19 protein-coding genes and 1 pseudogene are annotated in these 26,996 nt (G+C 55.4%); 11 read left to right on the top strand and 9 right to left on the bottom strand.

The features are described 5' to 3' along the window. Positions 1–2 precede the first annotated feature (2 nt). The 4 genes from AQ1_RS13770 (at position 3) to AQ1_RS13755 (ending at position 10,937) form a co-directional block, all read left to right on the top strand. The gene (locus AQ1_RS13770) at positions 3–1,202 is read left to right on the top strand and encodes an efflux RND transporter periplasmic adaptor subunit (protein WP_042088255.1); all 1,200 of its coding nucleotides are present in this window, start codon (positions 3–5) and stop codon (positions 1,200–1,202) included. After that, positions 1,202–4,300 carry an efflux RND transporter permease subunit gene (locus AQ1_RS13765; protein ID WP_042088253.1) on the top strand — a complete coding sequence of 1,033 codons (3,099 nt, stop codon included), beginning with the start codon at positions 1,202–1,204 and terminating at the stop codon, positions 4,298–4,300. The genes AQ1_RS13770 and AQ1_RS13765 overlap by 1 nt, the downstream gene beginning before the upstream one ends. 101 nt (positions 4,301–4,401) lie before the next feature. Next, a complete protein-coding gene (locus AQ1_RS13760) occupies positions 4,402–5,775 on the top strand; it encodes a RimK family alpha-L-glutamate ligase (protein ID WP_042088252.1) in 1,374 nt (457 codons plus the stop codon). Positions 5,776–6,044: 269 nt separating this feature from the next. Continuing rightward, a complete protein-coding gene (locus AQ1_RS13755; protein ID WP_161760629.1) occupies positions 6,045–10,937 on the top strand; it encodes an NAD-glutamate dehydrogenase in 4,893 nt (1,630 codons plus the stop codon). An 85-nt stretch (positions 10,938–11,022) separates the two neighbouring features. On the opposite strand, the gene AQ1_RS13750 is transcribed toward AQ1_RS13755, so the two are convergent. From AQ1_RS13750 to AQ1_RS13725, 6 genes are all read right to left on the bottom strand, one after another. Beyond that, positions 11,023–11,994, bottom strand: coding sequence for a ParB/RepB/Spo0J family partition protein (locus AQ1_RS13750; RefSeq protein ID WP_042088249.1), 972 nt, complete (start codon positions 11,992–11,994; stop codon positions 11,023–11,025). Beyond that, the gene (locus AQ1_RS13745; RefSeq protein ID WP_042088247.1) at positions 11,991–12,797 is read right to left on the bottom strand and encodes a ParA family protein; all 807 of its coding nucleotides are present in this window, start codon (positions 12,795–12,797) and stop codon (positions 11,991–11,993) included. Before AQ1_RS13745 ends, AQ1_RS13750 begins: the two co-directional genes overlap by 4 nt. Further along, a complete protein-coding gene (gene rsmG / locus AQ1_RS13740) occupies positions 12,787–13,461 on the bottom strand; it encodes a 16S rRNA (guanine(527)-N(7))-methyltransferase RsmG (protein WP_042088245.1) in 675 nt (224 codons plus the stop codon). The genes AQ1_RS13745 and rsmG overlap by 11 nt, the downstream gene beginning before the upstream one ends. A gap of 17 nt (positions 13,462–13,478) precedes the next feature. Further along, positions 13,479–15,356 (bottom strand): tRNA uridine-5-carboxymethylaminomethyl(34) synthesis enzyme MnmG, encoded by a 1,878-nt coding sequence (gene mnmG / locus AQ1_RS13735; RefSeq protein WP_042088243.1) that lies wholly within the window; start codon positions 15,354–15,356, stop codon positions 13,479–13,481. Positions 15,357–15,555: 199 nt separating this feature from the next. After that, on the bottom strand, positions 15,556–16,962 hold the full coding sequence (gene mnmE / locus AQ1_RS13730; protein WP_042088241.1) for a tRNA uridine-5-carboxymethylaminomethyl(34) synthesis GTPase MnmE: 1,407 nt from the start codon (positions 16,960–16,962) through the stop codon (positions 15,556–15,558). Positions 16,963–16,965: 3 nt separating this feature from the next. Beyond that, positions 16,966–17,208 (bottom strand): DUF6489 family protein, encoded by a 243-nt coding sequence (locus tag AQ1_RS13725; RefSeq protein ID WP_042088239.1) that lies wholly within the window; start codon positions 17,206–17,208, stop codon positions 16,966–16,968. A 99-nt stretch (positions 17,209–17,307) separates the two neighbouring features. Here AQ1_RS13725 and AQ1_RS13720 point away from each other — a divergent pair, with 99 nt between their 5' ends. From AQ1_RS13720 to AQ1_RS13710, 3 genes are read left to right on the top strand one after another with little or no spacing between them, the layout of a single operon-like run. Next, positions 17,308–19,335, top strand: a complete 2,028-nt coding sequence (locus tag AQ1_RS13720) for a thioredoxin domain-containing protein (RefSeq protein WP_042088237.1) — start codon at positions 17,308–17,310, stop codon at positions 19,333–19,335. Between the two features lie 4 nt (positions 19,336–19,339). Next, positions 19,340–19,801 carry a methylated-DNA--[protein]-cysteine S-methyltransferase gene (locus tag AQ1_RS13715; RefSeq protein WP_042088235.1) on the top strand — a complete coding sequence of 154 codons (462 nt, stop codon included), beginning with the start codon at positions 19,340–19,342 and terminating at the stop codon, positions 19,799–19,801. A gap of 44 nt (positions 19,802–19,845) precedes the next feature. After that, the gene (locus AQ1_RS13710) at positions 19,846–20,550 is read left to right on the top strand and encodes a dienelactone hydrolase family protein (RefSeq protein ID WP_042088233.1); all 705 of its coding nucleotides are present in this window, start codon (positions 19,846–19,848) and stop codon (positions 20,548–20,550) included. 96 nt (positions 20,551–20,646) lie between these two features. Here AQ1_RS13710 and rho read toward each other — a convergent pair whose 3' ends face one another. The 3 genes from rho to hemE form a co-directional block, all read right to left on the bottom strand. Beyond that, entirely contained in the window at positions 20,647–21,903 is a 1,257-nt protein-coding gene (gene rho / locus AQ1_RS13705) for a transcription termination factor Rho (RefSeq protein ID WP_042088457.1), read from the bottom strand. A gap of 238 nt (positions 21,904–22,141) precedes the next feature. After that, positions 22,142–22,567 (bottom strand): protoporphyrinogen oxidase HemJ, encoded by a 426-nt coding sequence (hemJ, locus tag AQ1_RS13700; RefSeq protein ID WP_042088455.1) that lies wholly within the window; start codon positions 22,565–22,567, stop codon positions 22,142–22,144. 28 nt (positions 22,568–22,595) lie between these two features. Continuing rightward, the gene (gene hemE / locus AQ1_RS13695; RefSeq protein ID WP_313978036.1) at positions 22,596–23,639 is read right to left on the bottom strand and encodes a uroporphyrinogen decarboxylase; all 1,044 of its coding nucleotides are present in this window, start codon (positions 23,637–23,639) and stop codon (positions 22,596–22,598) included. 372 nt (positions 23,640–24,011) lie between these two features. Here hemE and AQ1_RS13685 point away from each other — a divergent pair, with 372 nt between their 5' ends. The 4 genes and pseudogenes from AQ1_RS13685 to coaE all read left to right on the top strand — a co-directional run bounded on the left by AQ1_RS13685 (position 24,012) and on the right by coaE (position 26,993). After that, positions 24,012–24,863 (top strand): pyruvate, water dikinase regulatory protein, encoded by an 852-nt coding sequence (locus AQ1_RS13685; protein ID WP_042088229.1) that lies wholly within the window; start codon positions 24,012–24,014, stop codon positions 24,861–24,863. Beyond that, a pseudogene (locus AQ1_RS13680) lies at positions 24,860–25,462 on the top strand (Maf family protein). Before AQ1_RS13685 ends, AQ1_RS13680 begins: the two are co-directional and overlap by 4 nt. Then, complete coding sequence (locus AQ1_RS13675; protein WP_042088227.1) at positions 25,462–26,331, top strand: shikimate dehydrogenase; 870 nt, start codon at positions 25,462–25,464, stop codon at positions 26,329–26,331. Before AQ1_RS13680 ends, AQ1_RS13675 begins: the two are co-directional and overlap by 1 nt. Then, positions 26,328–26,993 carry a dephospho-CoA kinase gene (gene coaE / locus AQ1_RS13670; protein ID WP_042088225.1) on the top strand — a complete coding sequence of 222 codons (666 nt, stop codon included), beginning with the start codon at positions 26,328–26,330 and terminating at the stop codon, positions 26,991–26,993. Before AQ1_RS13675 ends, coaE begins: the two co-directional genes overlap by 4 nt. The last annotated feature ends 3 nt before the right edge of the window (positions 26,994–26,996 follow it).

Here is a 26,996-nt window from a genome sequence, read left to right as displayed (position 1 = left end):
TTATGTGGCGTGAACGACAATCGTTCCCCCTCAGCCTTGTGCTGGCTGGGGTTTTGTTCCTGTCTGCCTGCGGTGAAAAGGGCGGCAATGGACAGAACGACAAGGGCGATCAGGGCCCGGTCGCGGTTGAGGCGATGACCGTAAAAACCGCAGATATCGCCATCGAGGATGTGTATTCCGGGCGCACGGCGGGATCATTGGATGCCATCATCAAAGCCCGGGTCGAAGGCACTTTGATCGAGCGCCCCTATAGCGAAGGGGCAAAGGTGAAAGCGGGCGATATATTGTTTGAGATCGACCCCGAACCCTTCGAGGCAGCGATGGAGGAGGCCGAAGCCGCGCTTTTACAAGCTGAGGTCACCCTGAGATCAGCCGAACGCACATGGCAGCGTGCGCGCGATCTTTATGCGAACAAAAATATCAGCGAACAGCGCCGCGATGATGCCTATACCAATCGCGAAGTGGCCATTGCCGGTGTTGCTTTGGCCAAATCCCGGGTTCATGCCGCTCGGATCAATCTGGATTACACCACCGTGCGCGCTCCCTTTGATGGGGTGACGGGGACCGAGATTCAATCCGTGGGCAATCTGGTTGGCTCCACCCCCGAAAACAGCGACCTCACCCGGCTCACCCGGCTGGATCCCCTTTATGTGGATTTTTCCATCCCCGATGAAAGCTGGCTGACGCTGCAGCGCCTGCTGGCCAATGGGCAGCTGATCAAATCGGTTGATGGCCCGCTGAACGCCCGGCTGGAAACGGCGGATGGCCGGATGCATGCGGCAGAAGGCCGAGTGGATTTCACCGCCGCCACCATCGATCCCACCACCGGCACGGTGAAAGCCCGGGCCGTGGTTCCCAATCCCGATCATCATCTGTTGCCCGGGCAATTCGTGCGGGTTCATCTGGGGGGATTGACCCGGCCCGATGCCATCGTCATTCCCCAAACGGCGGTGATGCAGGATCAGAACGGGGCTTATGTCTATCGCATCGATGCGCAAAATATCGCCCAGCGTGCGGCGATCCAAACCGGCCCCCTTTATCAGGATGGCTGGATCATAGACTCAGGCCTTAAAGCCGGTGATCGGATTGTGACCAAAGGGCTTTTGCGGGTAAGACCGGGCCAGCCGTTGGCCCCGGGAACCGCAGATCCCAAGCCATCGAGCGCCCCGGTCAATGCGGCTGAAAAGGGGAGCCGCAGCTGATGTTTTCCCGCTTTTTCATCAATCGCCCGGTTTTTTCCGGCGTGTTGGCAATCGTCATCGTGCTGGCCGGGCTGATCGCGATGCGCAGCCTGCCGATCGAGCAATATCCCCAGATCATCCCGCCCGAAGTGGTGGTGACGACCAGCTATCCCGGCGCCAATGCCGAAACCATCGCCACCACCGTTGCCGCCCCCATGGAGCAGGAAATCAACGGGGTGAGCAATATGATCTATATGCGTTCAACCAGCACCAATGGGGCGCTGTCGTTGAATATCAGCTTCAAGATCGGCACCGATCCCGATCAGGCCGCTATCGATGTCAATAACCGGGTGAAAATCGCCGAAGCCCGCCTGCCCGAAGAGGTGCGCCGGCAAGGGATCAAGGTGGAAAAGCGGGGCAGCTCCATCCTTTTGGTGGTGGCCATGACCTCGCCCGATGGGCGCTATGATTCCACCTTCATCAGCAATTATGCCCTTTTGAATGTGATCGACGAATTAAAGCGCCTGCCCGGTGTGGGGGATGCTTCCCAATTTGGCGCCCGTGATTATTCCATGCGGATCTGGCTGAAGCCCGATAAGCTCGCCCAATATGGCCTGACCGCCGCCGATGTGGCCGCCGCCATCCGCGAACAGAATGCCCAATTTGCCGCCGGACAGTTCGGTCAGGAACCCATGTCCGCTGATCAGGCTTTTACCTATAGCGTATCCACCCGGGGGCGGCTGATCGAGGCATCCGAATTTGAGCAGATCATCCTGCGATCCGATGCCACCGGGGCCAGCCTTCATCTGGGGGATGTGGCCCGGATCGAGCTGGGCGCCCAGCAATATGGCCAAACCGCCACCGCTCTTGGCAAAACCGCCGTGCCCATCGCCATTTATCTGCAACCGGGTGCCAATGCCCTGGAAACAGCGGCGGCCGTTTCCGATAAAATGGATGAGCTTTCCACCCGCTTTCCTGAAGGCATTGCCCACAACATCCCTTTTAACACCACGATGTTTGTGAAGGTCTCGATCGAGGAGGTGGTCAAAACCTTTGGCGAAGCGGTGATCCTTGTGGCCCTTGTGGTCTTTTTGTTCCTGCAGAATGCCCGCGCTACATTGATCCCCCTGCTGGCCATTCCGGTCTCGATCATCGGCACTTTTGCCGGCATGTATGTTTTGGGATTTTCCATCAATCTGCTGACCTTGTTTGGCATGGTTCTGGCCATTGGTATTGTGGTGGATGATGCGATCATCGTGATCGAAAATGTCGAGCGGCTGATGACATCGGAAAAGCTCGACCCCAAAGCGGCGTCGCTGAAAGCCATGGAGCAGGTGGCCGGGCCGGTGATCGCCATCGTTCTGGTTTTATCGGCGGTGTTTGTGCCGGTGGCCTTTCTGGGCGGGCTGAGTGGTGAGATGTTTCGGCAGTTTGCCGTAACGATTGCGGTTTCTGTGGCCATTTCGGGCCTTGTCGCCCTCACCCTCACACCCGCTTTATGCGCCCTGTTACTGAAGCCCACCCACAAAACCCCGGCGGCCCCCTTTCGCTGGTTTAACCGGGCTTTCACGAAAACCACAGATGGCTATATGGGTGGGGTTTCCGGGCTTTTGCGCCACAGCGTTTTTGCCTTGCTGCTGTTTGGCGGCCTGATCGGGCTGACGGTTGTGCTGTTCCGACAGGTGCCCGCGGGGCTTTTGCCCTCGGAAGATCAGGGCTATGTGCTGATGGCTTATCAATTGCCCCCTGCCGCATCCCTTGATCGCACAAGAGACATCACCACAACCATGACCGAAAGGCTGATTGACGATGCCGCGGTGAAATCGGTGGTCACCGTATCGGGTTTCGATATCCTCACCTTTGCCCAGAAAACCTATAGCGGCGTCTCTTTCGTGCCGCTCAAGGATTGGTCGGAACGCATGGAACCCGGGCAAAACGCCCAGGCTTTGGTGGGTAAATTCATGGGCATGGCCTCGGATTTAAAGGGGGCGCAGATCTTTGCCTTCAATCCGCCGCCGATCAATGGCATCAGCATGACCGGCGGTTTTGAGGGCTATTTGCAAAATCGCGGTGGGCAAAGCAGCGATGAATTGGCCGCCATGGCCAACAAGCTGGTGGAAGCCGCCAATGCGCGCCCCGAACTGCAAGCCGTGCGATCGCTGTTTTCGGTGGGCACGCCGCAATATTTCATTGCCCTTGATCGGGACAAAACGCGGGCGCTCGATATCCCCATCGATCAGGTTTATGCGACGATGCAAAGCACCTTTGGCAGCCTTTATGTCAATGATTTCACCCTTTATGGCCGCAATTATCGGGTCAATCTGCAATCCGAAGCCGATTTCCGCCGCACCCCCGATGATCTGCGCCATGTTTTTGTGCGGGCGCAAAATGGCGATCTGGTGCCTTTGGCCAGCCTTGTGCGTGTGGAGCGGATCGTGGGGCCTGATGTCATCGACCGCTTCAATAACTTTCCTGCCGCAAAAATCATGGGCGAACCCGCGCCGGGCTATAGTTCGGGCGAGGCTTTGGCCGCCATTGAAGCTGTGGCCGCCGAAACCCTGGATGAAAATTACAGTCTGGGCTGGATTGGCTCCACTTATCAGGAAAAAGTGGCTTCGGGCAGTGGTGGGCTGGCGTTCGGTTTCGGTATCATCATGGTATTCTTGATTTTAGCCGCGCAATATGAACGCTGGACCCTGCCGATTGCCGTGCTCACAGCTGTACCCTTTGCGGTGTTCGGAGCGGTTCTGGCCACATGGCTGCGGGGGCTGGATAATGATCTTTATTTCCAGATCGGGCTTTTGACCCTGATCGGGCTTTCCGCGAAAAACGCTATCCTGATCATCGAATTTGCCATGCTGCAAAGAAAAGCCGGGGAATCGCTCAAAGATGCCGCCCTCAATGCCGCCCGCCTGCGCTTTCGCCCCATTGTGATGACCTCCCTTGCCTTTACCCTGGGGGCCGTTCCTTTGGCGCTCAGCACCGGGGCCGGGGCATCGAGCCGCCATGCCATCGGAACCGGGGTCATTGGCGGGATGCTGGCCGCCACCTTCATCGCCACCTTCTTCATCCCGGTTTTTTTCAAACTGATCAGCCGGCTCACCGATAAGGATACATGATCCATCGCTAACAAGGATTGCGCCCTTTCCCTGAACCGGCCACAATCGCTACGTGAACGGCTAAACGAACGCATGATCAGGATTAAAGGGCAGAAGTGCGGATGACTTTCAGTGTGGGCTGGGAAGAATGGGTGGCGCTGCCTGATCTGGCCATTCCCGGCGTGCGTGCCAAGATCGATACCGGCGCCCAAACGTCGTCCCTTCACGCCTTTTCCGTTCATCCCTTCAGGAAAAACCAAGCCGATTATATCCGTTTTGGCCTTCACCCCCTGCCGGAACGCCCGGAAATCGAGATTTTCTGCGAAGCCGAACTCATCGGCCAACGCGAGATCACCTCATCGAATGGCGAGACTGAACTGCGCCCCATCATCCGCACCCATGCCCGATTGGGTGATCGCCTCTGGCCCATTGAAATTTCCCTGACCAATCGCGAGACCATGTCTTATCGGATGCTTTTGGGGCGACGCGCTCTTGAGGATGGCATTCTGGTGGATGTGACCCGATCCTGTATTCAGGGCAGCCTTGATCTATCGGTTTATGACGACCTGCCCCATGTTCATGCCGCCGACCGGCCTTTGCGGATTGCCCTGCTTCATGGGGCCCCCGGGCTGGCCATCTGCGAACGGATCATCGAAGCGGCACAGGCGCGGGGGCATGAAATTCACGCGCTTGATGTCAATCGCTGCTATATGTCGGTTGAACAGGGCCAGCTTCGGGCGCATCTGAATGGCGAGGCTCTGCCCCGCTTTGATATCGCCCTGCCCTGGCTGACCGCGACCGATCTGGTTTATGGCCTTGCCCTTTTGCGGCAATTTGAAACCAGCGGCATTCGCAGCCTGAATAATTCTGCGGCGCTTGCCGCCTGCTGGGATCGCCTTCATGCCAGCCAAAAGCTCGCCCGGCGGGCCATTCCCCAACCCGATATGGGCTTTGCCAATGCCACCGACAGCAATGCCCATCTGGTGAAGCTTTTGGGCGGCGCGCCTTTGATGCTGAAAATTCTGGAAGGCAGCGAAGATCGGGGCGCGGTCATTGTGGATACGCGGAAAGCGGCGCAATCCGTGCTGGCGGCGATGCGGGGCTTGCGGGCGCATATATTGGTTCAGAATTATATCGCCCAAGCCAATGGTGCGGCTTTGCGCTGCTTTGTTCTGGGGCGAAAAATTCATGCCTCTTTGCTTTTGCAGCCCGATCCTGAGGGGAAATCCCCCCTGAGCCAGGGCGATATTTCCCCGCGCAGGGCTGTGAAAGCCCGGCCCACCGCCCTTGAACGAAAGATTGCCAGCAAAGCCGTTTCCGCTCTGGGCCTGCAAGCCGCGGTGGTGGATCTGGTGCGATCCGATGCCGGGCCTTTGGTGGTGGACGTGGACCCGATTTGTGATCTGGAACAATTTGAAACCGTGACCGGCCTTGATCTGGCCGCCGCCCTGATCGGCCATCTGGAAGATCGCAGCGGCCGCAATGGACGCCACTGATCAATTCATCTTTTGATTGCCGATCTCGCCTTGCACCCTTATGCACAATATGAGATGAGCAAAAGACTGATTTTCTCAGGCAAAAAAGCCGATGCGCTGTTCATATATTCTCCCCTTGATGGCAACCGCCCCTTTTCGGGCTGCGGGGGCCTGTGCCTGCCCGGCTGATGCCATGATGCGGCCTTATCAGGGGAGAGCCTGAAGACAATGACACCCCTTATGACCCTATTGCCCCCCGATAATCAATTTTTTGGATGAATGAGATGGATGTGAACGGCTCGAACCCCTTTGAGCACAAAGACGCAGTGATCGCCGAGGTGATCCAGATCGCAGGGAAAAATGCCCCGAAAAAAGAACGCGACGATTTTCTGCGCTTTCTTGATGTTTTTTATGCCCATGCATCGCCCGATGATGTGATCGCTCAATCGCCCGAGACCCTTTATGCCATTGCCTTTCATCTGTGGCAGATGAGCGCTACCCGAAAAGCCGGGCAGCCCAAGATCGAGGTTTTTAACCCACGCAGCCTGAAAGGCGGCTGGGGCACAGCCCACACCGCCATCGCCATCGTCAATGATGATATGCCTTTTCTGGTGGATTCGATCACCGGCGGTTTGGCCGTTACCCATCGCTATCGCCTCCATGCGGTGCATCATCCCATTGTGATGATGGATCGCGATGAAACCGGAAAGCGGCGGAAATTTATCGGGGCCGTTAGCTTTGAACGGGGCCATGAACGCGGTGATGGCCGTGAATCATGCATGTATATCGAGATCGATGCCCAATCCGATCCTGCCGTGCTCGAAGATATCAAGCGCGTGATCGAAACCATTTTGCATGATGTGCGCGCCAGCGTGAAAGATTGGCGGGCGATGATTGCCAAAATCGATGAAACAGTGGCATCGCTGACGGTCAATCCCCCGCCCATCGATCCTGATGATCAGGAAGAAACCATCCGCTTTCTGCGCTGGCTGGGGGCGGATCACTTTACCTTTCTGGGCTATCGGGAATATCGCTTTGATGGCGATGCAACAGACAGCGATTTTCATGCCGTGGAAAAATCGGGCCTGGGCATTTTGCGCGATCCCAATCGCTTCATCCTGCGCGGCACCCAGGGGCTGACCGCGATTTCAGCGGAAATCCGCCATTTTCTGGCCCAGCCCGATAAGCCGGTGATCATTACCAAAGCCAATGTAAAGGCCACAGTGCATCGCCCGGTGCATATGGATTATGTGGGGGTCAAAATTTATAACGAAGACGGCGGCGTGATTGGCGAGCGCCGCTTTACCGGCCTTTTCACATCCCAGGCCTATGCCGAAAGCCCCTATGACACGCCGCTTTTGCGCCGCAAGGTGGAAAATGTGCAAAAGCGCGCCCTATTCGACAAACGCAGCCATGCCGGTAAGGCCCTGCGCCATATTCTGGAAACCTTTCCCCGCGATGAACTCTTCCAGATCGAGGAAGGGCGGCTTTTGCGCACCGGCCTTGGGGTTTTGCATCTGCTTGAACGGCCCCGCCCCCGGGCCTTCATCCGTCGCGATCAATTCGAGCGTTTTGTTTCGGCTCTCGTTTATGTGCCGCGCGATGTTTATCATTCCGGGCTGCGTCAGGCCGTTGAAAGCATTTTATGCGATGCCTTCAATGGCGAAATTTCGGTTTATTACGCCCAGCTATCCGATGATGTGATGGCCCGCTGGCATTTCATCATCCGCACCAAGCCCGGCCAGGTTCCCAAAGCCGATGAGGCGATGATCGATCAAAGGCTGGCCGAAGCCGTAAAGGGCTGGCCCGAATTGCTGCGCGAACATCTGGTGGAGCGCCATGGCGAAGAGGATGGTATCCATCTTTATAATCGCTATGGCCAGATTTTCTCGCTTGGTTATCAGGAAGATTTCGATCCTGATCATGGTGTGCTCGACATTGCCAAAATCCATGCCCTGCGCCAGAGTGAAGGCATCGGCTTTGATCTGTATCGCCGGGAAACCGACCGCCCCGATGCCCTGCGGCTCAAAATGTACCATGGCAGCGAGATCATCCCCCTGAGCCAGTGCCTGCCGATGCTCGAGCATCTGGGCCTGAAGGTGATCAGCGAACATGCCTATGAGCTGGAGCGCGAGGAAGGCGGCTGCATTCATGATTTCTTCCTGCTCAAATCCGGTGCCCATCTCGATATCAAAACGCTCAAGCCCTTGGTCGAAGATCTTTTGGTTCATGTCTGGACCGGGCGGGTGGAAGACGACAGCTTCAACAGCCTGGCCATTGATTGCAGCCTCACCGCCCGGCAGATCGTGGTTTTGCGCGCCTATAGCCGCTTCATGCGGCAGCTTGGCCTGCCTTTCGGTCAGGTCTATGTGGCCCGATGCCTGCGCGATCATCCCCAGATCAGCCGCGATCTGTTTGATCTGTTTGCGGCCCGCTTTGATCCCGATGGGACCCCCGATGGGACAAAAGATGATCAGCGTGATGCGCGGGTGGCTAGCCTTGAAAGCCGCTTTCATGAAGCGCTCGATCAGGTCACGGGCCTTGATGAGGATCGCATCCTGCGGGCCTTTTTCAGCCTGATCAAAGCCAGCGTTCGCACCAATTTCTATCAATCCCTTGATTGCGACAAAGGCTCGGATGGCACTACAGGCCTTGCCATCAAGATCAGGTCCCATGATGTGGATGAAGCGCCCTTGCCCCGGCCATGGCGGGAAATCTTTGTTTATTCTCCGCGTGTTGAAGGGGTGCATCTGCGCTGGGGGCCGGTGGCGCGCGGGGGTTTGCGCTGGTCGGATCGGCGCCAGGATTTCCGGACCGAAGTTTTAGGGCTGGTGAAAGCCCAGCATGTGAAGAATGCGGTGATCGTGCCGGTGGGCGCAAAGGGGGGCTTCGTTCCCAAAAATCTGCCCACGGGCGGGGATCGTGAAGCCATTCTGGATGAAGGGATCGCCTGCTATAAACGCTTTATCTGCAGCCTGTTATCGATCACCGATAATCTTGTGGATGGAACGCTGACGCATCCGGATCGGGTTCTTTGCCATGATGAGGATGATCCTTATCTGGTGGTTGCCGCCGATAAAGGCACCGCAAGCTTTTCCGACATTGCCAACCAGATCGCCAAAGAACGCAAATTCTGGCTCGGCGATGCCTTCGCATCCGGCGGCAGCCAGGGCTATGACCATAAAGCCATGGCCATTACCGCCCGGGGTGCCTGGGTTTCAGTGGAGCGCCATTTCCGCGAACGCGGGCTGAATGTGGACATCGATCCTTTCACCGTGATCGGGGTGGGGGATATGTCGGGGGATGTGTTTGGCAATGGCATGCTTTTATCCCGTGCCATCCGCCTGCGCGCTGCTTTTGATCATCGCCATATCTTCATCGATCCCGATCCCGAAGCCCATGCTGATGCCAGCTTCAAGGAGCGCCAGCGTTTATTTGCGCTCAACCGATCAAGCTGGGCGGATTATGATACCAGCCTCATATCCGAAGGCGGCGGGGTGTGGTCGCGCAGTGCCAAATCCATCCGCCTCAACCCGCAGATCAAAGCCTTTTTGGGGATCGACAAAGACAGCCTCACCCCCACCCAACTGATCCATCATATCCTGAAGGCCAAAGCCGATCTTTTGTGGTTTGGGGGGATCGGTACCTATGTGAAAGCCACGGAAGAAAGCCACGCCGATGCCGGCGACCGGGCCAATGATATCTTGCGGATCAATGCGAGCGAATTGCGGGCAAGCTGTGTGGGCGAAGGGGCTAATCTGGGGATGACCCAGAAAGCGCGAATCGAATTTGCCCGCGCCGGCGGCCGGATCAATACCGATTTCATCGATAATTCCGCCGGTGTCGATTGTTCGGATAAAGAGGTCAATATCAAAATCCTGCTGGCCGATGCCATGGCCACAGGCACCCTAAAACCCCAAAACCGCGACTCGCTTTTAGCCGAGATGACGGATGCCGTGGCCGCTATTGTTTTGGAAGACAATTATCTGCAGACACAAGCCCTTAGCCACGCCGAGGCGCAAGCTGCAGGCGCCCGGGAAAGCCATGCCGGCCTCATCCGCACCCTTGCCCGCGAGGGAACGCTGGATCGCGATATCGAATTTCTGCCCAGCGAAGAGCAGTTTTCCGAACTTGCGGTGACGCAAAAAGGGCTGAGCCGACCGGAATTATCGGTCCTCATGGCTTATGCCAAGCTCAGTCTGAAAGCCGTCATGACCCGGGCTGATCTTTTGGATGATCCATTTTTACAGCCTGAATTATGCTTGGGCTTTCCTGATATTCTGGTGGAACGCTTTCCAAAATCCTTGGAAAATCATCGCTTGCGCCGGGAAATGATCGCCACCATTTTGGTTAATCAGGTGGTGAATCGCGCCGGGCTGACCTTTGTTTATGAGGTGCGCGAGGAAACCGGCCTTGGTGTTGATCAGATTTTCAGCGCTTTTCTGGTGGTGCGGGATATTTTCCGGCTGCATAGCCTATGGCCACAGATCGATGCTCTTGATCATCAGGTGCCCTCAACCATTCAAACCCTGATGCATCTGGAGTTGACCACCCTGATCAAACAGCAAACCATCTGGTTTTTGCGCAATGAAGATCGCCCTTTGGCCCTCAAACCCCTGATCGAAACCTATGGCGATGGGGTGGCGGCCCTTTTGGCACAACCGGAAGAGGTTTTATCCCCCCTGTCGCGGGAGGCCTATCAAACCCGGGTGGCGATGTATCAAGAACAAGGCTCGCCCCTTGAGCTCGCACGCCGGGTGGTTTCCCTGCAGATGCTCGGGTTTTGCTGCGATGTGCAAAAAGTGGCCATGGCTTTGGGCCGGGATGTGGTGGATGTGGGCCGCGCTTTTTCCGAAGTGGGGGAATGCATCGGCTTTGATTGGCTGCGCCAGACCAGCGAGTTGATTTCAACCGAAGATCATTGGGATCGTTTGGCCGCCCGGGCGGTTTTGGATGATCTGGCCGATCAACAACGGGAACTCACCCGCTATATCCTGCAAAATACCGCCAGCGATCAGGGGGCGGAAGCCGTGAGCCTCTGGTTTAAAGAGCAGGACATGACCCGGATGCGGGCAGATCGGCTTTTGGCTGATCTGAAATCAAGCGGCCCCCTTTCGGTGGCGAAGCTGTCTTTTGCGGCCCGGCATCTGCGCTCGATCATGTCGCGAGCCGTTGGATCATAAGGCTCTTGGATCAATGGGTTGGTACGGTTTTCTAAAGAATCGCACCAGCCTTTTTCCTGCCGCTCTCACGCAATGTGGTACTGCTTTAGCGCTCGATCAGCGCCTGGCACAGATCATCAAGCTGTTCTAATGAGGCATAGCGGATCGTGACCTGCCCGCCCGCATCCCCCTTATGATCGATGCTCACAACAAAACCCAAAGATTGGCTGAGATCCTGCTCCAAAGCCCGGGTATCGGCGTCTTTCCGGAATGTGCCGGGCTTATGACCCACTGATGAAGAGGATGATGATTGGCTGGCTGTTGGCACTTTTCGCTGATCTTTTTGTGCATTGACGAGCTTTTCCACCGCCCGCACGCTCAATTCCCCCTCGATGGCTTTTTTCGCCAAAGCCAAAGGATCAGAAGTACCGATCAAGGCACGGGCATGGCCCATGCTCAGGCGGCCATCATCCACCATATGCCGCACCGCTTCAGGCAGGCTGAGCAGACGCAAAAGATTGGCGATATGGCTGCGGGATTTCCCCACAGCCTTAGCGATTTCATCCTGCTTATGGCCGAAATCATCGATCAAGCGCAGATAACCCTGCGCTTCTTCGATGGCCGAAAGATCGCGCCTTTGGATATTTTCGATGATCGCCACTTCCAGCGCCGCCCGATCATCCAGATCGCGCACCAGAACCGGGACATCATGCAGGCCCGCTTTTTGGGATGCCCGCCAGCGCCGCTCCCCGGCAATGATTTCATAACGCGGCCCATCAGCGCCATCTTTGGCCGATTTTCGCACCAGAATGGGCTGCAACACGCCTTTTTCCCGAATAGATTCGGCCAGCGATTGCAGTTCTTCCGCATCAAAGATCCGCCGGGGCTGAAACGGATTGGCCATCAGATGATGGATCGGCAAAACCCGCACCCCATCCCCATCGCGCCCACCGGCCCGTCCTTGTGTATCATGGCCCTCATCCAGCGGATAATCATCCATCAGGGCAGAAAGCCCCCGGCCCAAACCCCGCTGAACCGCCCGCGTTTTTGGCTTTGCTGTTTGCTGAGGATCGCTCATGCCGCCCGTGCCCTTCCTTCTCTGCGCAAAACTTCACTGGCCAATTTCATATAGGCCTGGCTGCCCGAACAGCGGTGATCATATAAAAGCGCGGGTTTTCCATGGCTTGGCGCTTCTGATACACGCACATTGCGCGGGATCACGGTTTTGAACACCACATCCCCCAGATAATCGCGCACATCCCGGGCGACCTGCTCGCTCAAGCGATTGCGCTTGTCAAACATGGTCAGCACCACACCGGCAATGGCCAAAGATGGATTATAGCTTGACCGCACCCGCTCGATCGTCCGCAGCAAAAGCGATAAGCCTTCAAGGGCGAAAAATTCACATTGCAAGGGCACCAAGACCTGTTCCGCCACCGTCAGGGCATTCAAGGTGAGCAGGGAAAGCGACGGCGGACAATCGATCAGAACATAATCAAAGCCAGCAAGGCCGGGATCTTTTTCCAGCATATCCCGCAGGCGATAAGCCCGGCGCGGCATGGTCACCAATTCCATATCAGCGCCGGAAAGATCGATGGTCGAGGGCACCACATAAAGCCCGGGAATCCCCGTTTTCACCAAGACCGAGGCTATATCGGCTTCGCCCATCACCAGATCATAAGACGATAAAGACCGCTGCGCGCGATCAATCCCAAATCCGGTGGAGGCATTCCCCTGCGGATCAAGATCAAGGATCATCACCTTTTTCCCGATGGCCGATAAGGCGGTTGCCAGATTGATGGCGGTCGTGGTTTTCCCCACCCCGCCCTTTTGATTGGCAACGGCAATGATCCGGGGGCTTATGGGTTTTTTATCCTGCACGGCTTGCCGCCCTTATCTGAATGAGGATTGCCTGGGGGTCGGTCCAGCTTTCAAAAAGCTCCGCCTCAACTGTCCAGGATTGTTGGCAGCGGGTCAATTCCTCTTGCACGGACCGTCCCTTCAAAAACCAGTATTCACTTTGAGGTGTGCAGAATTTTTCCCCATAAGCCAAAAGCTGATCCAATGGGGCCAGGGCGCGGGCGGTGATGATATCCACCGGAAAAGGCGCAAGCTGCTCGATCCGGCTGTGGTGGATGGTGGCATTCACCCCGGTTTCCCGGATTACCTGCCGCAAAAAGCTGCATTTACGCTGATCGCTTTCCACCAGATGCACGGGGCCCGCATCAAAACAGGCCAGCACAAGGCCGGGAAATCCCGCCCCGGCCCCCAGATCCAACCAGCTTGGCTTTTCACCCTTTTCCGCCCCCGGATACAAAGACGAATGATCACGAACCTGCGCCACTATCTGAGCACTATCAAGAAAATGGCGCGTCCAGATATGATCCACGGTTACCGGGCCAATCAGATTGATCTTTGCCTGCCATTTTTTCAAAAGCGCTTCATAAAGGCACAAGCGCTCATATGTTTCACGTGAAACATCGAGCCGCTCTTTTGCCAAGCTCGCTGGCCACAAGTCTGGCGATCTGACGCTGAGCGAACCCATAGATTGAAGCCCCCTGCTCATGCCGCTTTCGTTCGTTTTTTCAGATGCGACAGGATAAGGGTCAGGGCCGCCGGGGTCACTCCGGAAATCCGTGCCGCAGCCCCCAAGGTCGCGGGCCGGGCCTGTGCGAATTTTTCCTGCAATTCATTCGATAGCCCCGGAAGATCGGCAAAATCGAAATCCGCCGGAATGGTCAGCCCTTCGTCTTTTCTGAAGGCGGCAATATCATGGGCCTGACGATCCAGATAGGTGGCATAGCGGGCTTCGATCCGCACCTGTTCCAAAGCCTCGGATTGCAAAGCCGCCATCGCTTCAGGCCAAACGCGGCGCAAGGCATCGGGATCGATTTCCGGATAGCTCAAAAGCTCGAAAGCCGTGCGGCGGCGGCCATCCTTGCGCAGGCTGATCCCATAGGAACCCGCCTCATCGGGAGTGGTATGCAAAGCCTGAAGCTGCTGGCGCGCCCGATCCAACTGATCGGATTTATCCTGCCAATGCGCCGCCCGTTCCGGCCCCACCAGGCCGATGGCCAGGCCTTTTTCCGTCAGCCTTTGATCGGCATTATCCGCCCGCAAATGCAGGCGATATTCTGCCCGGCTGGTAAACATCCGATAGGGCTCGGCGGTGCCCCGGGTGATCAGATCATCGATCATCACGCCCATATAAGCATCGGCGCGATCCAGAATGAAGGGTGCAGCACCTGACGCAGACAAAGCAGCATTCGTTCCCGCCAAAAGCCCTTGGGCCGCTGCCTCTTCATAGCCAGTGGTGCCATTGATCTGGCCTGCCAGATAAAGGCCGGAAACGCGCCGTGTCTCTAAGCTTGGGCGCAATTCGCGGGGATCGATATAATCATATTCAATGGCATAGCCGGGACGCACGATCTCGGCTTTTTGCAGGCCGGGCATGGTGTGGATCAGGGCCAGTTGTACATCTGCGGGCAGGCTCGTTGAAATGCCATTGGGATAAACCAGATGGCTATCCAAACCTTCGGGCTCCAGAAAGATCTGATGGCTATCCTTATCGGCAAAGCGCACGATCTTATCTTCGATGGATGGGCAATAGCGGGGACCACGGCTTTCGATCCGCCCGGAATACATCGCAGATAAATGCAGATTATCGCTGATCACCTGATGCGTTTCGCGGGTGGTACGGGTGATATAGCATGAAATCTGTGGAACCGTGATCTGGCTGGTCAGGGTGGAAAATGGGACCGGCGGCTGATCGCCCGGCTGCTCTTCGCATTGGGACCAATCGATGCTGCGCCCATCCAGCCGGGGCGGCGTTCCGGTTTTCAGTCGGCCAAGGCTAAAACCCGCACGCTCAAGAGAAAGGGACAAGCCCACCGCCGGCGCTTCGCCCATACGGCCGGCGGGGATGGTTTTTGGACCCAGATGAATAAGGCCGCGCAAAAATGTGCCGGTGGTCAAAACCACATGCGGGGCGCGCACCACCGCACCGTCCGCCAGCACAACACCCGTAACTTTTGCACCCGCATCGGCATTCTGATCGATAATCAGATCTTCGACAGAAGCCGCACGCAGCGTCAGCCCCGCAATATTGGCCAAATGATCTTGCATAGCGCGAGCATAAAGGGCGCGATCCGATTGACAACGCGGCCCCTGCACGGCCGGCCCCTTGCGCCGATTGAGCAGGCGAAATTGAATCCCCGAGGCATCGGCCACCCGCCCCATCAGGCCATCCAAAGCATCAATTTCACGAACCAGATGGCCCTTGCCCAATCCGCCAATCGCCGGATTGCACGACATCACCCCGATATGATCCAGACGGTGGGTAAGCAAAAGGGTTCTCGCCCCGATGCGCGCCGAGGCCGCAGCGGCTTCGCAGCCAGCATGGCCACCGCCAATAATGATCACATCAAAGGAATCGTTCACCCGGCACCCTTTTCAGATTGACTGATTTGGCCAAGCCTATCATCGCTTGCACCTGTGCCGCACCTTATGTTCGGGCGATCAAAAGGTCAAACGTCATTGCACGTTTGTTGGGCGCGCCTTATCGAAAACAGAGTGGCTGAATAGCAATGTTTCACGTGAAACATCGGCCAGCACTCCTCGTAAGCCACAAGATTTTACACTATTTTCCAATGCAGAATGAGGAAAAGACGATATCCAGCATCGACTCCACATCCACCTGCCCGGTGATCCGCCCCACCGCCCGCGCCGCCATGCGGATATCCTCCGCGGCCAGCACCGGATCCCTATGCTCGGCATCCGCCTGCATGTAGCGTTGCAAACAGGCTTGGGCGTCTTCAAGGGCTTGGCGGTGGCGAATGCGGGTGAGCGCCGGGGCTTCCCGCACATCGCATAATTCCATCACCCGATGCGATAGCGCCTCCAATAAGTCCGCAATCCCGCGATCTGCGGTCACCGAGATCACAAAAAGCCTCTCCTCACCTGGCTGGCGCCCATAAGGGGGGTGGGTGAGTTGATCCGCCTTGTTCAAAAGGATGATATCTGCATCATCCCGCAAGCGCACAAGATCGGCTGGCAGATGCGAAAGATCAAAGACAGGCGCGTGATCTCCGGGATCATCTCCATCCCCAATGATATGCGCAGCGGCATCGAGCAGAAGAACCCGAATATCCGCCTGATGCGCCTTGTCCAGCGCTCGGCGCACGCCTTCGCTTTCAATACTGTCTCCGGCTTCCCGGATGCCCGCCGTATCGATCAGGCTGGCAGGATAGCCCAACAGATTCATCTGCACCTCAATCACATCGCGGGTGGTTCCCGCAATATCTGAAACAATCGCGGCATCCTTTTTAGATAACGCATTTAAAAGGCTTGATTTTCCAACATTGGGCGCACCCAGCAAAACAATGGACACGCCCTCGCGCAGTCGCTCGCCCCGATGATCATCGCCAAGATGGGTGCTGATTTCATCCAGCAGGCGCATCATATCTGGGCGGAGCGTATCCACTATATCTTCTGGCAGATCTTCATCGGGAAAATCGATATCGGCCTCGATCCGGGCATAGGCATGCATCAGCCGCTGGCGCCAATCTTCATAAATCCGCCCGAGGGCGCCGCCCATCTGCCGCAGCGCCTGTTGCTGTTGGGCCGCTGTTTGTGCCATCACCAGATCATTGATGGCTTCGGCCTCCGTCAGATCCATCCGCCCCTGCTCAAAAGCACGGCGGGTAAATTCCCCCGGCTCTGCGCCTCGCAGGCCTTTGATTTTTGATAAACCCTCCAGAACCGAGGCTACCACCGCCCGCCCACCATGAAGATGCAATTCCACCACATCCTCACCGGTGAAGCTGGCGGGTGCGGCAAAAACCAGAACCAAAGCCTCATCCAGCAAAGCCCCTGATTGCGGATCATAAAGTCGGCGCACTGATGCCAGACGCGGCGGCGGAGGGCTTTTCCGCGTCAGGCTGGCCAAAGCCGCCATCACCCGGGGGCCAGACAGCCGCACAACACTAACCCCAGCCCGGCCATGGCCACTGGCCAGCGCAAAAATACTGTCCTGTGCGGCGTCCATGGCTCAGCTTTTAGGCTTGGTGCTGGTCATGGCAGCCTGCACAAGCTTTTGAAACTGCTCCATGCCCGTGCTGGCCCCGGTCATCCAGCCGCTCATCATCTGCTGAAGATCTTCGGCACTCAGCCCCTCGCTCGCCCGGCGTTGCATTTGCGCCATGATTTCCTGCTGCAAGGGCTCTAAATCAGGCAAGCCGAAAAAGCTGCGCAATTCTTTTGGCGTACAATCGATATCCACGGTAATTTTCATGGTCTGGCCTCCTTGCGGCTTGCGGCCCACCCGCGTAGCCTGTGCATGGATCGGAATCGCCACCGAGCCAGCATCCCCAGAAAAATAGGTTACCCGCGCATGTCAGACAACCAATTGCGATTTGAATCAAGCCCCTATCTGCTCCAGCATGCCGATAATCCGGTGGATTGGCGGCCCTGGGGGCCAAAAGCTTTGGCTGAAGCCCAGGCCCAAAACAAGCCGATCCTGCTTTCGGTGGGCTATGCTGCCTGCCATTGGTGCCATGTGATGGCCCATGAAAGCTTCGAGGATCCAGACATTGCCGAACAAATGAACAGGCTTTTCATCAATATCAAGGTGGATCGCGAAGAGCGCCCCGATATCGATACGCTTTATATGTCCTCTTTATCGCTGATGGGACAGCCGGGGGGATGGCCGCTCACGATGTTTCTGACCCCAAAGGGCGAGCCTTTCTGGGGTGGCACCTATTTTCCGGCACAGGCTTCGTATGGGCGTCCGGGCTTTATCGAGGTGCTGGATCGGGTCGCAGCCCTCTATCACAGCAATCGCGAACAGGTGGCTGAAAACAGCACCATCTTGCTGGAGCATCTGGAAAAGCTTTATGAAACTAAATCCCTTCATGGCTCGCAGCCAAGAATAGAGCCCCATCTGCTGGATCAAATCGCTACCAAGCTTTTCCATCATATGGACCCGCGCCATGGCGGCATGGCAGGAGCACCCAAATTCCCCCAACCCCATATGCTCGAATTTCTGTGGCGCGGCGCCATCCGAGCCCAACAGGAAAACTGGTTTCAGGCCGTGGAACGTGCCCTTGATCAAATGGCGATGGGCGGACTTTATGATCATCTGGGCGGGGGATTTTCGCGCTATACGGTGGATGAACGCTGGCTGGTGCCGCATTTTGAAAAAATGCTTTATGACAATGCCCAGCTCATCGCCCTTTATACCGAAGTTTGGCGCGAAACCCGATCCTCCCTTTATCGCCTGCGTGTGGCTGAAAGCATGGAGTGGCTCGAACGTGAAATGATCACCGCCGAAGGGGCCTATGCTGCATCTTTGGATGCCGATAGCGAAGGCGTGGAAGGCAAATTCTATGTCTGGACAAAGGCGCAGATCGCTGCTCTGCTCAGCCCCGAGGATGCCGCGCTCTTTTGTGAGCATTATGATGTGCGCGATGAAGGAAATTGGGAAGGGGTCACCATCCTCAATCGCCTGCACAGCGCCTTTCCCCAGAATAATGAAACGGAAAACCGCCTGGCTCAATGCCGGGCGATCCTGTTTCGTGATCGCACAGAGCGGGTGCGCCCAGCCCTTGATGATAAGATCTTATGCGATTGGAATGGCCTGATGATTGCCGCCGCCTGCAAGGCCGCTTCGGTTTTCGAGCGGCCAGATTGGCTGGAACGGGCCCGCCATGTGTTCGCATGGATCAAAAACACCATGAGCGGCCCCGATGGCCGCCTTTATCATGCCGCGCGGGGGGGCCGGATCACGACCGTCTCCCTTCTCGATGATCATGCCCAGATGATCCGCGCGGGCCTGACGCTTTATGAAACTACGGCCGATACCCTTTATCTTGAACAGGCCCTCTTTTGGGCTGAAAGGGTGGAAAACCTGTTCAAGGATGAAGAAACGGGGGGCTATTTCACGGCGGCAAAAGATGCCGAAGATTTGCTGATGCGCCCAAAATCCGCCCATGATGGGGCCCAGCCATCCGGCAATGCGACGATGCTGGAAAATTTTGCACGCCTGTTCGCCATCACCGGCGATCTGCAATGGAAAACGCGCGCGGATCATTTGCTGGCAACCTATTCAGAACCGGCCATTGCCCAGTTTTTCCCTCATCTGTCCTTTCTCAATGCCTGCGATACCCTGTTCAACGGCCTTGAAATCAGCCTGATGCAAAAGGATGTGCAACCATTGGAGGGAGCCTTGAAAGCCAGCCTTCATGGTTTATCCCTGCCCAATGCAATCCTGAACTATATTCAAGATCAAAGCCTTAAGGCTGATCAGATGACCTTATGCACCCAGCAAAAATGCAGCCAACCGATCACTGATCCTCAGGCTTTTGCAACGCTTTTGAAAAGCGCGCGAACCGGTGATCCGATCTTCGAGGGCGGAGACTAAACCCATGGGCATTTTATCTCTTCACAGCCCCTTGGGCGATCTCACCTTGTTTGAAGAGGATGATCATATCATCGCTTTGGAATGGGGATGGGGCGATCGCCAGCAGCCCAGCGCCCTTTTGATCGAAGCAGCCCAGCAGGTACAGGATTATTTCGATGGAGTCCGCACCCTGTTCGATCTGCCGTTAAATCCCCATGGCAGTGATTTTCAAAAGCGGGCCTGGTCTGCCATCAGCCAGATCCCCTATGGCACCACTCAAAGCTATGGCGACCTGGCCCATAAGATCGGCACGAAGGCCCGCGCCATGGGCAATGCCTGCAGAACCAACCCGATCCCGATCATCATCCCCTGCCACAGGGTGTTGAGCGCTCAAGGCAATCTAACCGGCTATTCCGGAATGGGCGGCCTCGACTCCAAAGCCGCCCTCATCCGCTTGGAAGGCATTGCGCCTCAGCTTCCCTTATAATCGGCATTTATCGCAATAAATCATTTCAAACCAAGGAGACAACAATGCCCGCACGCACCATCAATATCGACGCCAAGGATCAATCAGGCCGTTTTAAAGCCTATGTTGCTTATCCTGAAAGCGGATCGGGGTCTGTGGTTGTGGCCATTCAGGAAATTTTCGGCGTCAACACACCGATGCGCCTGATTTGCGACAAGCTGGCCGAAGATGGTTATATCGCCATTTGCCCAGATCTTTTTTGGCGACAGGAACCCGATATTCAATTGAATGACAAATTGTCCAAAGATTGGGATCGGGCTTTCGAACTTTATAAAGGCTTTGATCTTGATAAGGGCATCGAAGATATCGCCGCAACCATCACCACCGCCCGCGATATCGAAGGGAGCAGCGGCAAGGTGGCAGTAATCGGCTATTGCTTGGGTGGAATGCTGGCTTATCTCAGTGCCTGCCGAACCGATGCCGATGCGGCCATTGGTTATTATGGTGTGGGTATTGATGGAAAGCTGGATGAAGCGGCCCATATCAAAGGCAAATTAATGCTCCACATCGCCCGCGAAGATGGCTTTGTTGATAAACAGGCGCAGGCCGCCATCCATCAGGCGCTCGATGGTCATGATCATGTGATTATGCATGACTATGCGGATGTGGATCACGCTTTTGCCCGCCCGGGTGGCACTCATTTTGATCAGGCGGCCGCCGAAAAGGCCAATGCCCGAACAGCCGCATTTTTAAAAGAGAATATCGGTTAGGATTGAGACGAGAGAACCATTTGAACCCCATGTTTCACGTGAAACATCAAACCCCCCGATGCTGATTCATGATCATCGGGGGGTTTTTAAATGCGCTCAATTATTCATCGAGGTGAAGAAGTCCTCATTGGTTTTCGTTTCCTTCAACTTCCCGATCAGGAATTCAATGGCGTCGGTGGTGCCCATGGGCTGCAGAATACGCCGCAAGACCCAGGTCTTGGCCAGTTGATCTTTGGGGAGGATCAATTCTTCTTTCCGGGTGCCGGATTTCAGAATATCGATAGCGGGGAAAACGCGCTTATCGGAAACCTTCCGATCAAGGATCAGTTCGCAATTGCCGGTGCCTTTGAATTCTTCAAAAATCACCTCATCCATGCGCGATCCCGTCTCGACCAGAGCGGTGGCGATGATCGATAAAGAGCCACCCTCTTCGATATTGCGCGCGGCACCAAAAAAGCGCTTTGGCCTTTGCAAAGCATTGGCATCCACACCGCCGGTGAGCACTTTGCCCGAGCTGGGAACCACTGTATTATAAGCCCGCGCAAGACGGGTGATGGAATCGAGCAGAATCACCACATCTTTTTTATGTTCCACCAGCCGTTTGGCTTTTTCGATCACCATTTCAGCAACCTGCACATGGCGGGTTGCAGGCTCATCAAAGGTCGAGGACACCACCTCACCCTTCACCGAGCGCTGCATGTCGGTCACTTCTTCCGGTCGTTCATCAATTAACAGAACCAACAGATAAATTTCCGGGTGATTATGGGTGATGGCCTTGGCAATATTTTGCAAAACCATGGTTTTACCCGTGCGCGGCGGCGCCACGATCAAAGCCCTTTGGCCTTTGCCAATCGGGGTCACGAGATCGATAATGCGTGGGGTCAGATCCTTGATCGTGGGATCCTGAGGATCGAGATTGATCCGTTCATCAGGATAAAGCGGGGTCAAATTATCGAAATTCACCTTATGGCGAATTTTTTCCGGCTCATCGAAATTGATGGTGTTGACTTTGAGCAGAGCAAAATAACGCTCCCCATCCTTGGGCGCCCGGATCTGGCCTTCGACCGTATCGCCGGTGCGCAAACCAAAACGCCGGATCTGGCTGGGGCTGACATAGATATCATCAGGACCCGCAAGATAGCTGGCTTCTGGCGACCGCAAAAAACCAAATCCATCCTGCAAAATTTCGATCACGCCACCGCCTGAAATATCCTCGCCCCGTTCGGCAAGATTTTTCAGAATGGCAAACATCATATCCTGTTTGCGCAAAGTGCTGGCATTTTCAATCCCGTGTTCTTCAGCAAGAGCCAAAAGATCACTGGGCGTTTTATTTTTCAGATCCTGAAGATTCATGGGATAGGAACTCTGGATGGATATTGGAAAGGTCTGGGAAGGGGGGATCATCAAGCCGAATAGACAGTGAACCTGATGATAAAGAGGGGAAAAATACAAAAATATGCCGACAGGAAAGACAATCAAAGGGCATATCCGGCAATTTCAAAGACCCTGAAGAAAAAAGGCCCGAAGGTGCCATTCAGACTGAACGCTATCAGCTAACGCCCTGAAGTCAAGCTAAATCAAAGAAATTCTATCAGAACGGTTTCACAATCACGAGAATGACAATGATAATCGTGCTGATGGTGGGGATTTCATTGATCATCCGATAGAATTTTGAACTGCGGACATTCTCACCCCGTTCAAAAACCTTACGCCAACGCGCCAGCATGATGTGCAGCACGGTAAGGCCCACCACAAACAGCAATTTCACATGAAGCCAGGCTTCAGCAAAGCCATAGGAGGCTGCGAGGGATAAACCAAAAATCCAGGTCGCGATCATGGATGGATTGATGATGATACGCAGCAATTTCCGCTCGCGATCAATCCATTTACGATCTTCATCAGAGCCTTTGATCGCTTCGGCGTGATAGGCAAAATAGCGCGGCAACATGAACATGCCCGCCATCCAGAAAATCACCGCAATCAGATGAAGTGCCTTTATCCAAAGATAAAGTGTCATGAAAAAGATCCTGTTCTCGCTTTGGCTATCATTGGGATTGATCGTGCCATTCATGAAGGAAAGCGGCAAGCCTTTCCACATGGGCCACCGGCGTATGGGGAACAAAGCCATGGCCTAAATTGAAAATATGCGGGCGTCCCCTCAGGGCTTTCAAAATCCGCGCGGTTTCAATCTCCATCAGATCACCACCCGCCACCACATATTGCGGATCGAGATTACCCTGCACGGCCATTTTGGCCGGTAAACACTGATCAGCATAGGAAAGCTTCATCCCACTATCGAGGGAGATCGCATCCACTCCGGTTTTTTGCGCATAATCGCCCAGATAAGGCCCAGCAGCACGGGGAAAGCCGATGATGGGTATGGTTGGCCGCGCCGCCTTTAATCGCGCCACCAGGCGCTGCGTGGGGGCGATGACAAAGCGTTCAAAAACCGGTTCTGGAAGATTACCCGCCCAGCTTTCAAAAATCTGGATCACTTCCGCCCCGGCATCGATCTGCCCCACAAGATAATGAAAGCTAGCCTCTTCCAAAAGAGCGAGAAGCTGATCAAAGCCTTCGGGATCATGATAGGCCCAGGCCTTGGCCGCAGCCTGTTCATCCCCCCCGCGACCCGCCACCATATAGCTTGCCACCGTCCATAAGCCGCCGCAAAAACCGATCAGGGTGACAGAAGGAGGCAAAGCCACCAGCACCTGCCGCACGGTTTGATAAACCGGTGCCGCTCGCTCATCCAAAGCATCAAGGGATAATTTGGCAAAATCAGCCCGCGAGGTGATGGGATCAAGGACCGGGCCTTCACCTTGTTTGAAGGCGACATCCTGACCCAAAGCATGGGGAACAATCAGAATATCGGAAAAAAGAATCGCTCCATCGGTTTTCAAACGATGAACCGGCTGCAAGGTCACTTCGGTGGCAAGATCGGGGTTATAGACCAAATCGAGAAAACTTCCCGCCTTGGCTCGCACCGCACGATATTCCGCCAGATAGCGACCAGCCTGACGCATGAACCAGAAAGGGGGCCGGGTGTGACGCTCGCCTTTCAAGACACTGAGAATGGGTTTTTCAATCACGATGGGATCTGCCTGCCTTCTACTACTATCTTAAACTTTATAAGAATCTATAAGATTGAAGTGGTAGTGGTATCTTGTGAAAACCGGGGATCAATCTTTATCCCCACAGTTATCAACAGTTTCTTGGGTAGATTCAACAGATATCAATCCAAAGATTTTTTTTTGACCTTTAAGGGCAAATCTTAGGCGTTCAGGCCCTATGCCTTGATTGGTTATCCCCTTTATCAGTGGGTGTTGAAAAACAAGAATGAATACGGAATAAAAAAGTTCACTTGCGGACATTTGTTCGGCATTCTCGTTGATAGGATTTTTGTTCGATCTTTATCCACAGCTTTCTCACCCCCTTTTCTTAGATGAGTGTTTCCCCCTTTCATGGAAAAGCCCCCGGCTCCTCAGCGTTTTCATCTGCATCTGGTATCTGATTCAACCGGGGAAACCCTGGAGGCCATGGCCAAGGCGGCTTTGGTTCAATTTGAAGAGGCCCGCGCAGAAAAACATATCTGGCCTATGGTGCGCACAGCGCGCCAGATGGAACGGATCATGGAATTCATCGAAGATCGCCCCGGGCTGGTGATGTATACCCTTGTCAATGAGGACATCCGTCGGGAATTGACCCGTCATTGTTCGGCTCTTAATATTCAGCATGTATCGGTTCTGGATCCGGTGATCAGCGCTCTGGGCCAGTTTTTAGGGGCGCAATCACGCGGCCTGCCGGGCCGGCAGCATGAAATGGATCGCGATTATTTTGATCGGATCGATGCGCTGCATTACACCATGGCCCATGATGATGGGCAGATGGCCCATGATCTGCTGTCGGCCGATATTATTCTGGTGGGGGTGTCGCGCACCTCAAAAACGCCGACCAGTATCTATCTGGCAAACAAGGGCTTTAAAACGGCCAATATTCCTTTTGTTCCCAATGCTGTATTGCCGCCCGAGCTTTATGGACCCTTGAATGCACTGGTGGTGGGATTAACCGCAAGCCCGGATCGTTTGGTGCAGGTGCGCACCAATCGCCTGCGATCCATGCGCGAAGCTCCGTCTACAGCTTATGTGGATATGGAGGCGGTGAAGCTTGAGGTTCTGGCCTGTCGGCGTTTGTGCAGCGACAATCATTGGCCGGTGATCGATGTTACCCGGCGCTCCATTGAGGAAACCGCAGCAGCGATTTTAAGGTTGCATTCGGCCCGGGAAGCAAGCTCGCATCAAAAGGAAAAGGAATGAACAAGCCTTTGATCCTCGCCTCGAAAAGTCCGGTGCGGGCAAAGATTTTGCGCGATGCGGGCCTTTCCTTTGAGGTGAAAGCAAGCGCCATGGATGAACAGCCGATCAAGGATCATTGTCTGGCGCAGGATCAGCCTGATCTCTTGGCCATTGCCCCCGCTTTAGCCCGGGAAAAGGCGCTGGCCATATCCCATGATTGGCCAGGCTCTTATGTGATCGGGGCGGATCAAACCCTGATCCATGATCAAACACTTTTATCAAAAGCAGCGGATGAAAGCAGCCTGCGCCAACAGCTTCTCTCTTTACGCGGGCAGACACATCATCTGCATAGTGCGGTGGCCCTAACTTTTGATGGGGCGATCCTTTGGCAATGGGATTAGCAGGCCATTTTATGGATGCGGCATTTTTCCGATGCTTTTCTTGATCACTATCTCGCTTTGGGGGGTGAGGCTTTATATCAATCTGTCGGCGGCTATTGTTTGGAGGCGGAAGGCGTGCAGCTTTTCGAGAAGATCGAAGGTGATTATTTCTCCATTCTGGGCTTGCCTTTACTGCCGCTTTTGGAAATTTTGCGGACAGAAAAGCTGATTTTGGAATAATGGCTCACCAAACACCAAAACTGGCAGGCGTGATGGGATGGCCGATTGGTCATTCCCTGTCACCGCATCTGCACCGTTTCTGGCTCGATCGTCATGGTCTTGCGGGGGATTATGTGCCCTTGATGGTGCGACCGCAAAATCTGGCCTCAGCGATCAGGGGCCTTTATCCGCTCGGTTTTTCCGGGGTGAATATCACTGTTCCCCATAAGGAAGCGGCTATGGCCCTTGTGGATCGCGTTGATCCTCTGGCCCGGCGGATCGGGGCGATCAATTGCATTTCCATCGATGCCAAAGGACGGCTGGAAGGCCGCAACACCGATGCCTATGGTTTTTTTGCCCATTTGGAGGCAAGCGCGCCGAACTGGCAGGCAAAAGGGGCGCGGGCTTTGGTTTTAGGGGCGGGGGGTGCGGCCCGGGCGATCATTGCGGCTTTGCTCGATGCCGGGCTCGAGCAGGTTTTTGTGGTCAATCGGACGGGGGATCGCGCCCGGGCTTTGGCAGATGATTTGGCGTGTTCCTATGGCGATCATCGGGTGCGCGCCCAGCCCTGGCAGGATCGCACCATGCTGTTGAAAGAAGTGTCTTTGCTGGTCAATAGCACAGTGCTGGGCATGGTGGGTCAGCCGTCTTTGTCGATTGAATTATCTTTGATGGCCCAGGGATCGGTGGTTTATGATATTGTTTATAAACCGCTTTTAACCCCCCTTTTGAAAGAGGCCGAGGCCCGGCGGCTTGTGGCGGTGGATGGTTTGGGGATGTTGATCCATCAGGCCGTGCCCGCTTTTCACAGCTTTTTCGGGGTACGGCCGGAAGCCGATGACGACGTGCGCAGCGCTTTGTTAAAGGCACTGGAAAGCTCGGGATCATGATCATTCTAGGGCTCACGGGTTCGATTGCCATGGGCAAAAGCGAAGCGGCCAAAATGTTGCGCCGCTTTGGTATACCGGTTTTTGACAGCGATGCCTGTGTGCATAAGCTGATGGGCCCGGGCGGCGCGGCTTTAGCGGCTATTGCTGAAGCGTTTCCTGAAACCGTGACCGCTTTGGGGGTGGATCGGGCGGCTTTGGGGGCGATGGTTTTTGGCCATAAGGATCGGCTGGCCCGCCTTGAAGCCATTCTTCATCCCCGGGTTCTGGCCGCCCAATATGATTTTTTGCGTGAAGCCGAGCGTCAAATCGCCGCCAATTCTCATTCCTGCGCCTTGGCCGTTCTTGATATTCCGCTTTTGTTTGAAACCGGTGGGGATCGCCGGGTTGATTTTGTTGCTGTGGTCAGCGCGCCGGCGGCCACCCAGCGCCAGCGGGCTTTGGCGCGCCCGCAGATGAATGCAGAAAAATTGGATGCCATTCTGGCCCAACAGATGCCGGATGCCGAAAAACGCGCCCGTGCTGATTATTGCCTCAATTCCGGGGATGGAAAACGGGTGATGCTCCATGATATTGCTGTGATGCTGCGCGATCTTTCAAAGAAAAGCGGATCAAGCTGGCCGTGGTTGGGGGATGCGTGGCCTGACGGATTATGGGAAGGATAGAAC

This window comes from Iodidimonas nitroreducens (genome assembly GCA_000710935.1).
GTDB classification, from domain to species: Bacteria; Pseudomonadota; Alphaproteobacteria; order Sphingomonadales; family Rhodothalassiaceae; genus Iodidimonas; species Iodidimonas nitroreducens.
The sequence above is the reverse complement of the archived record's forward strand: the minus strand, read 5'-3'. Positions and strand labels throughout refer to the sequence as shown.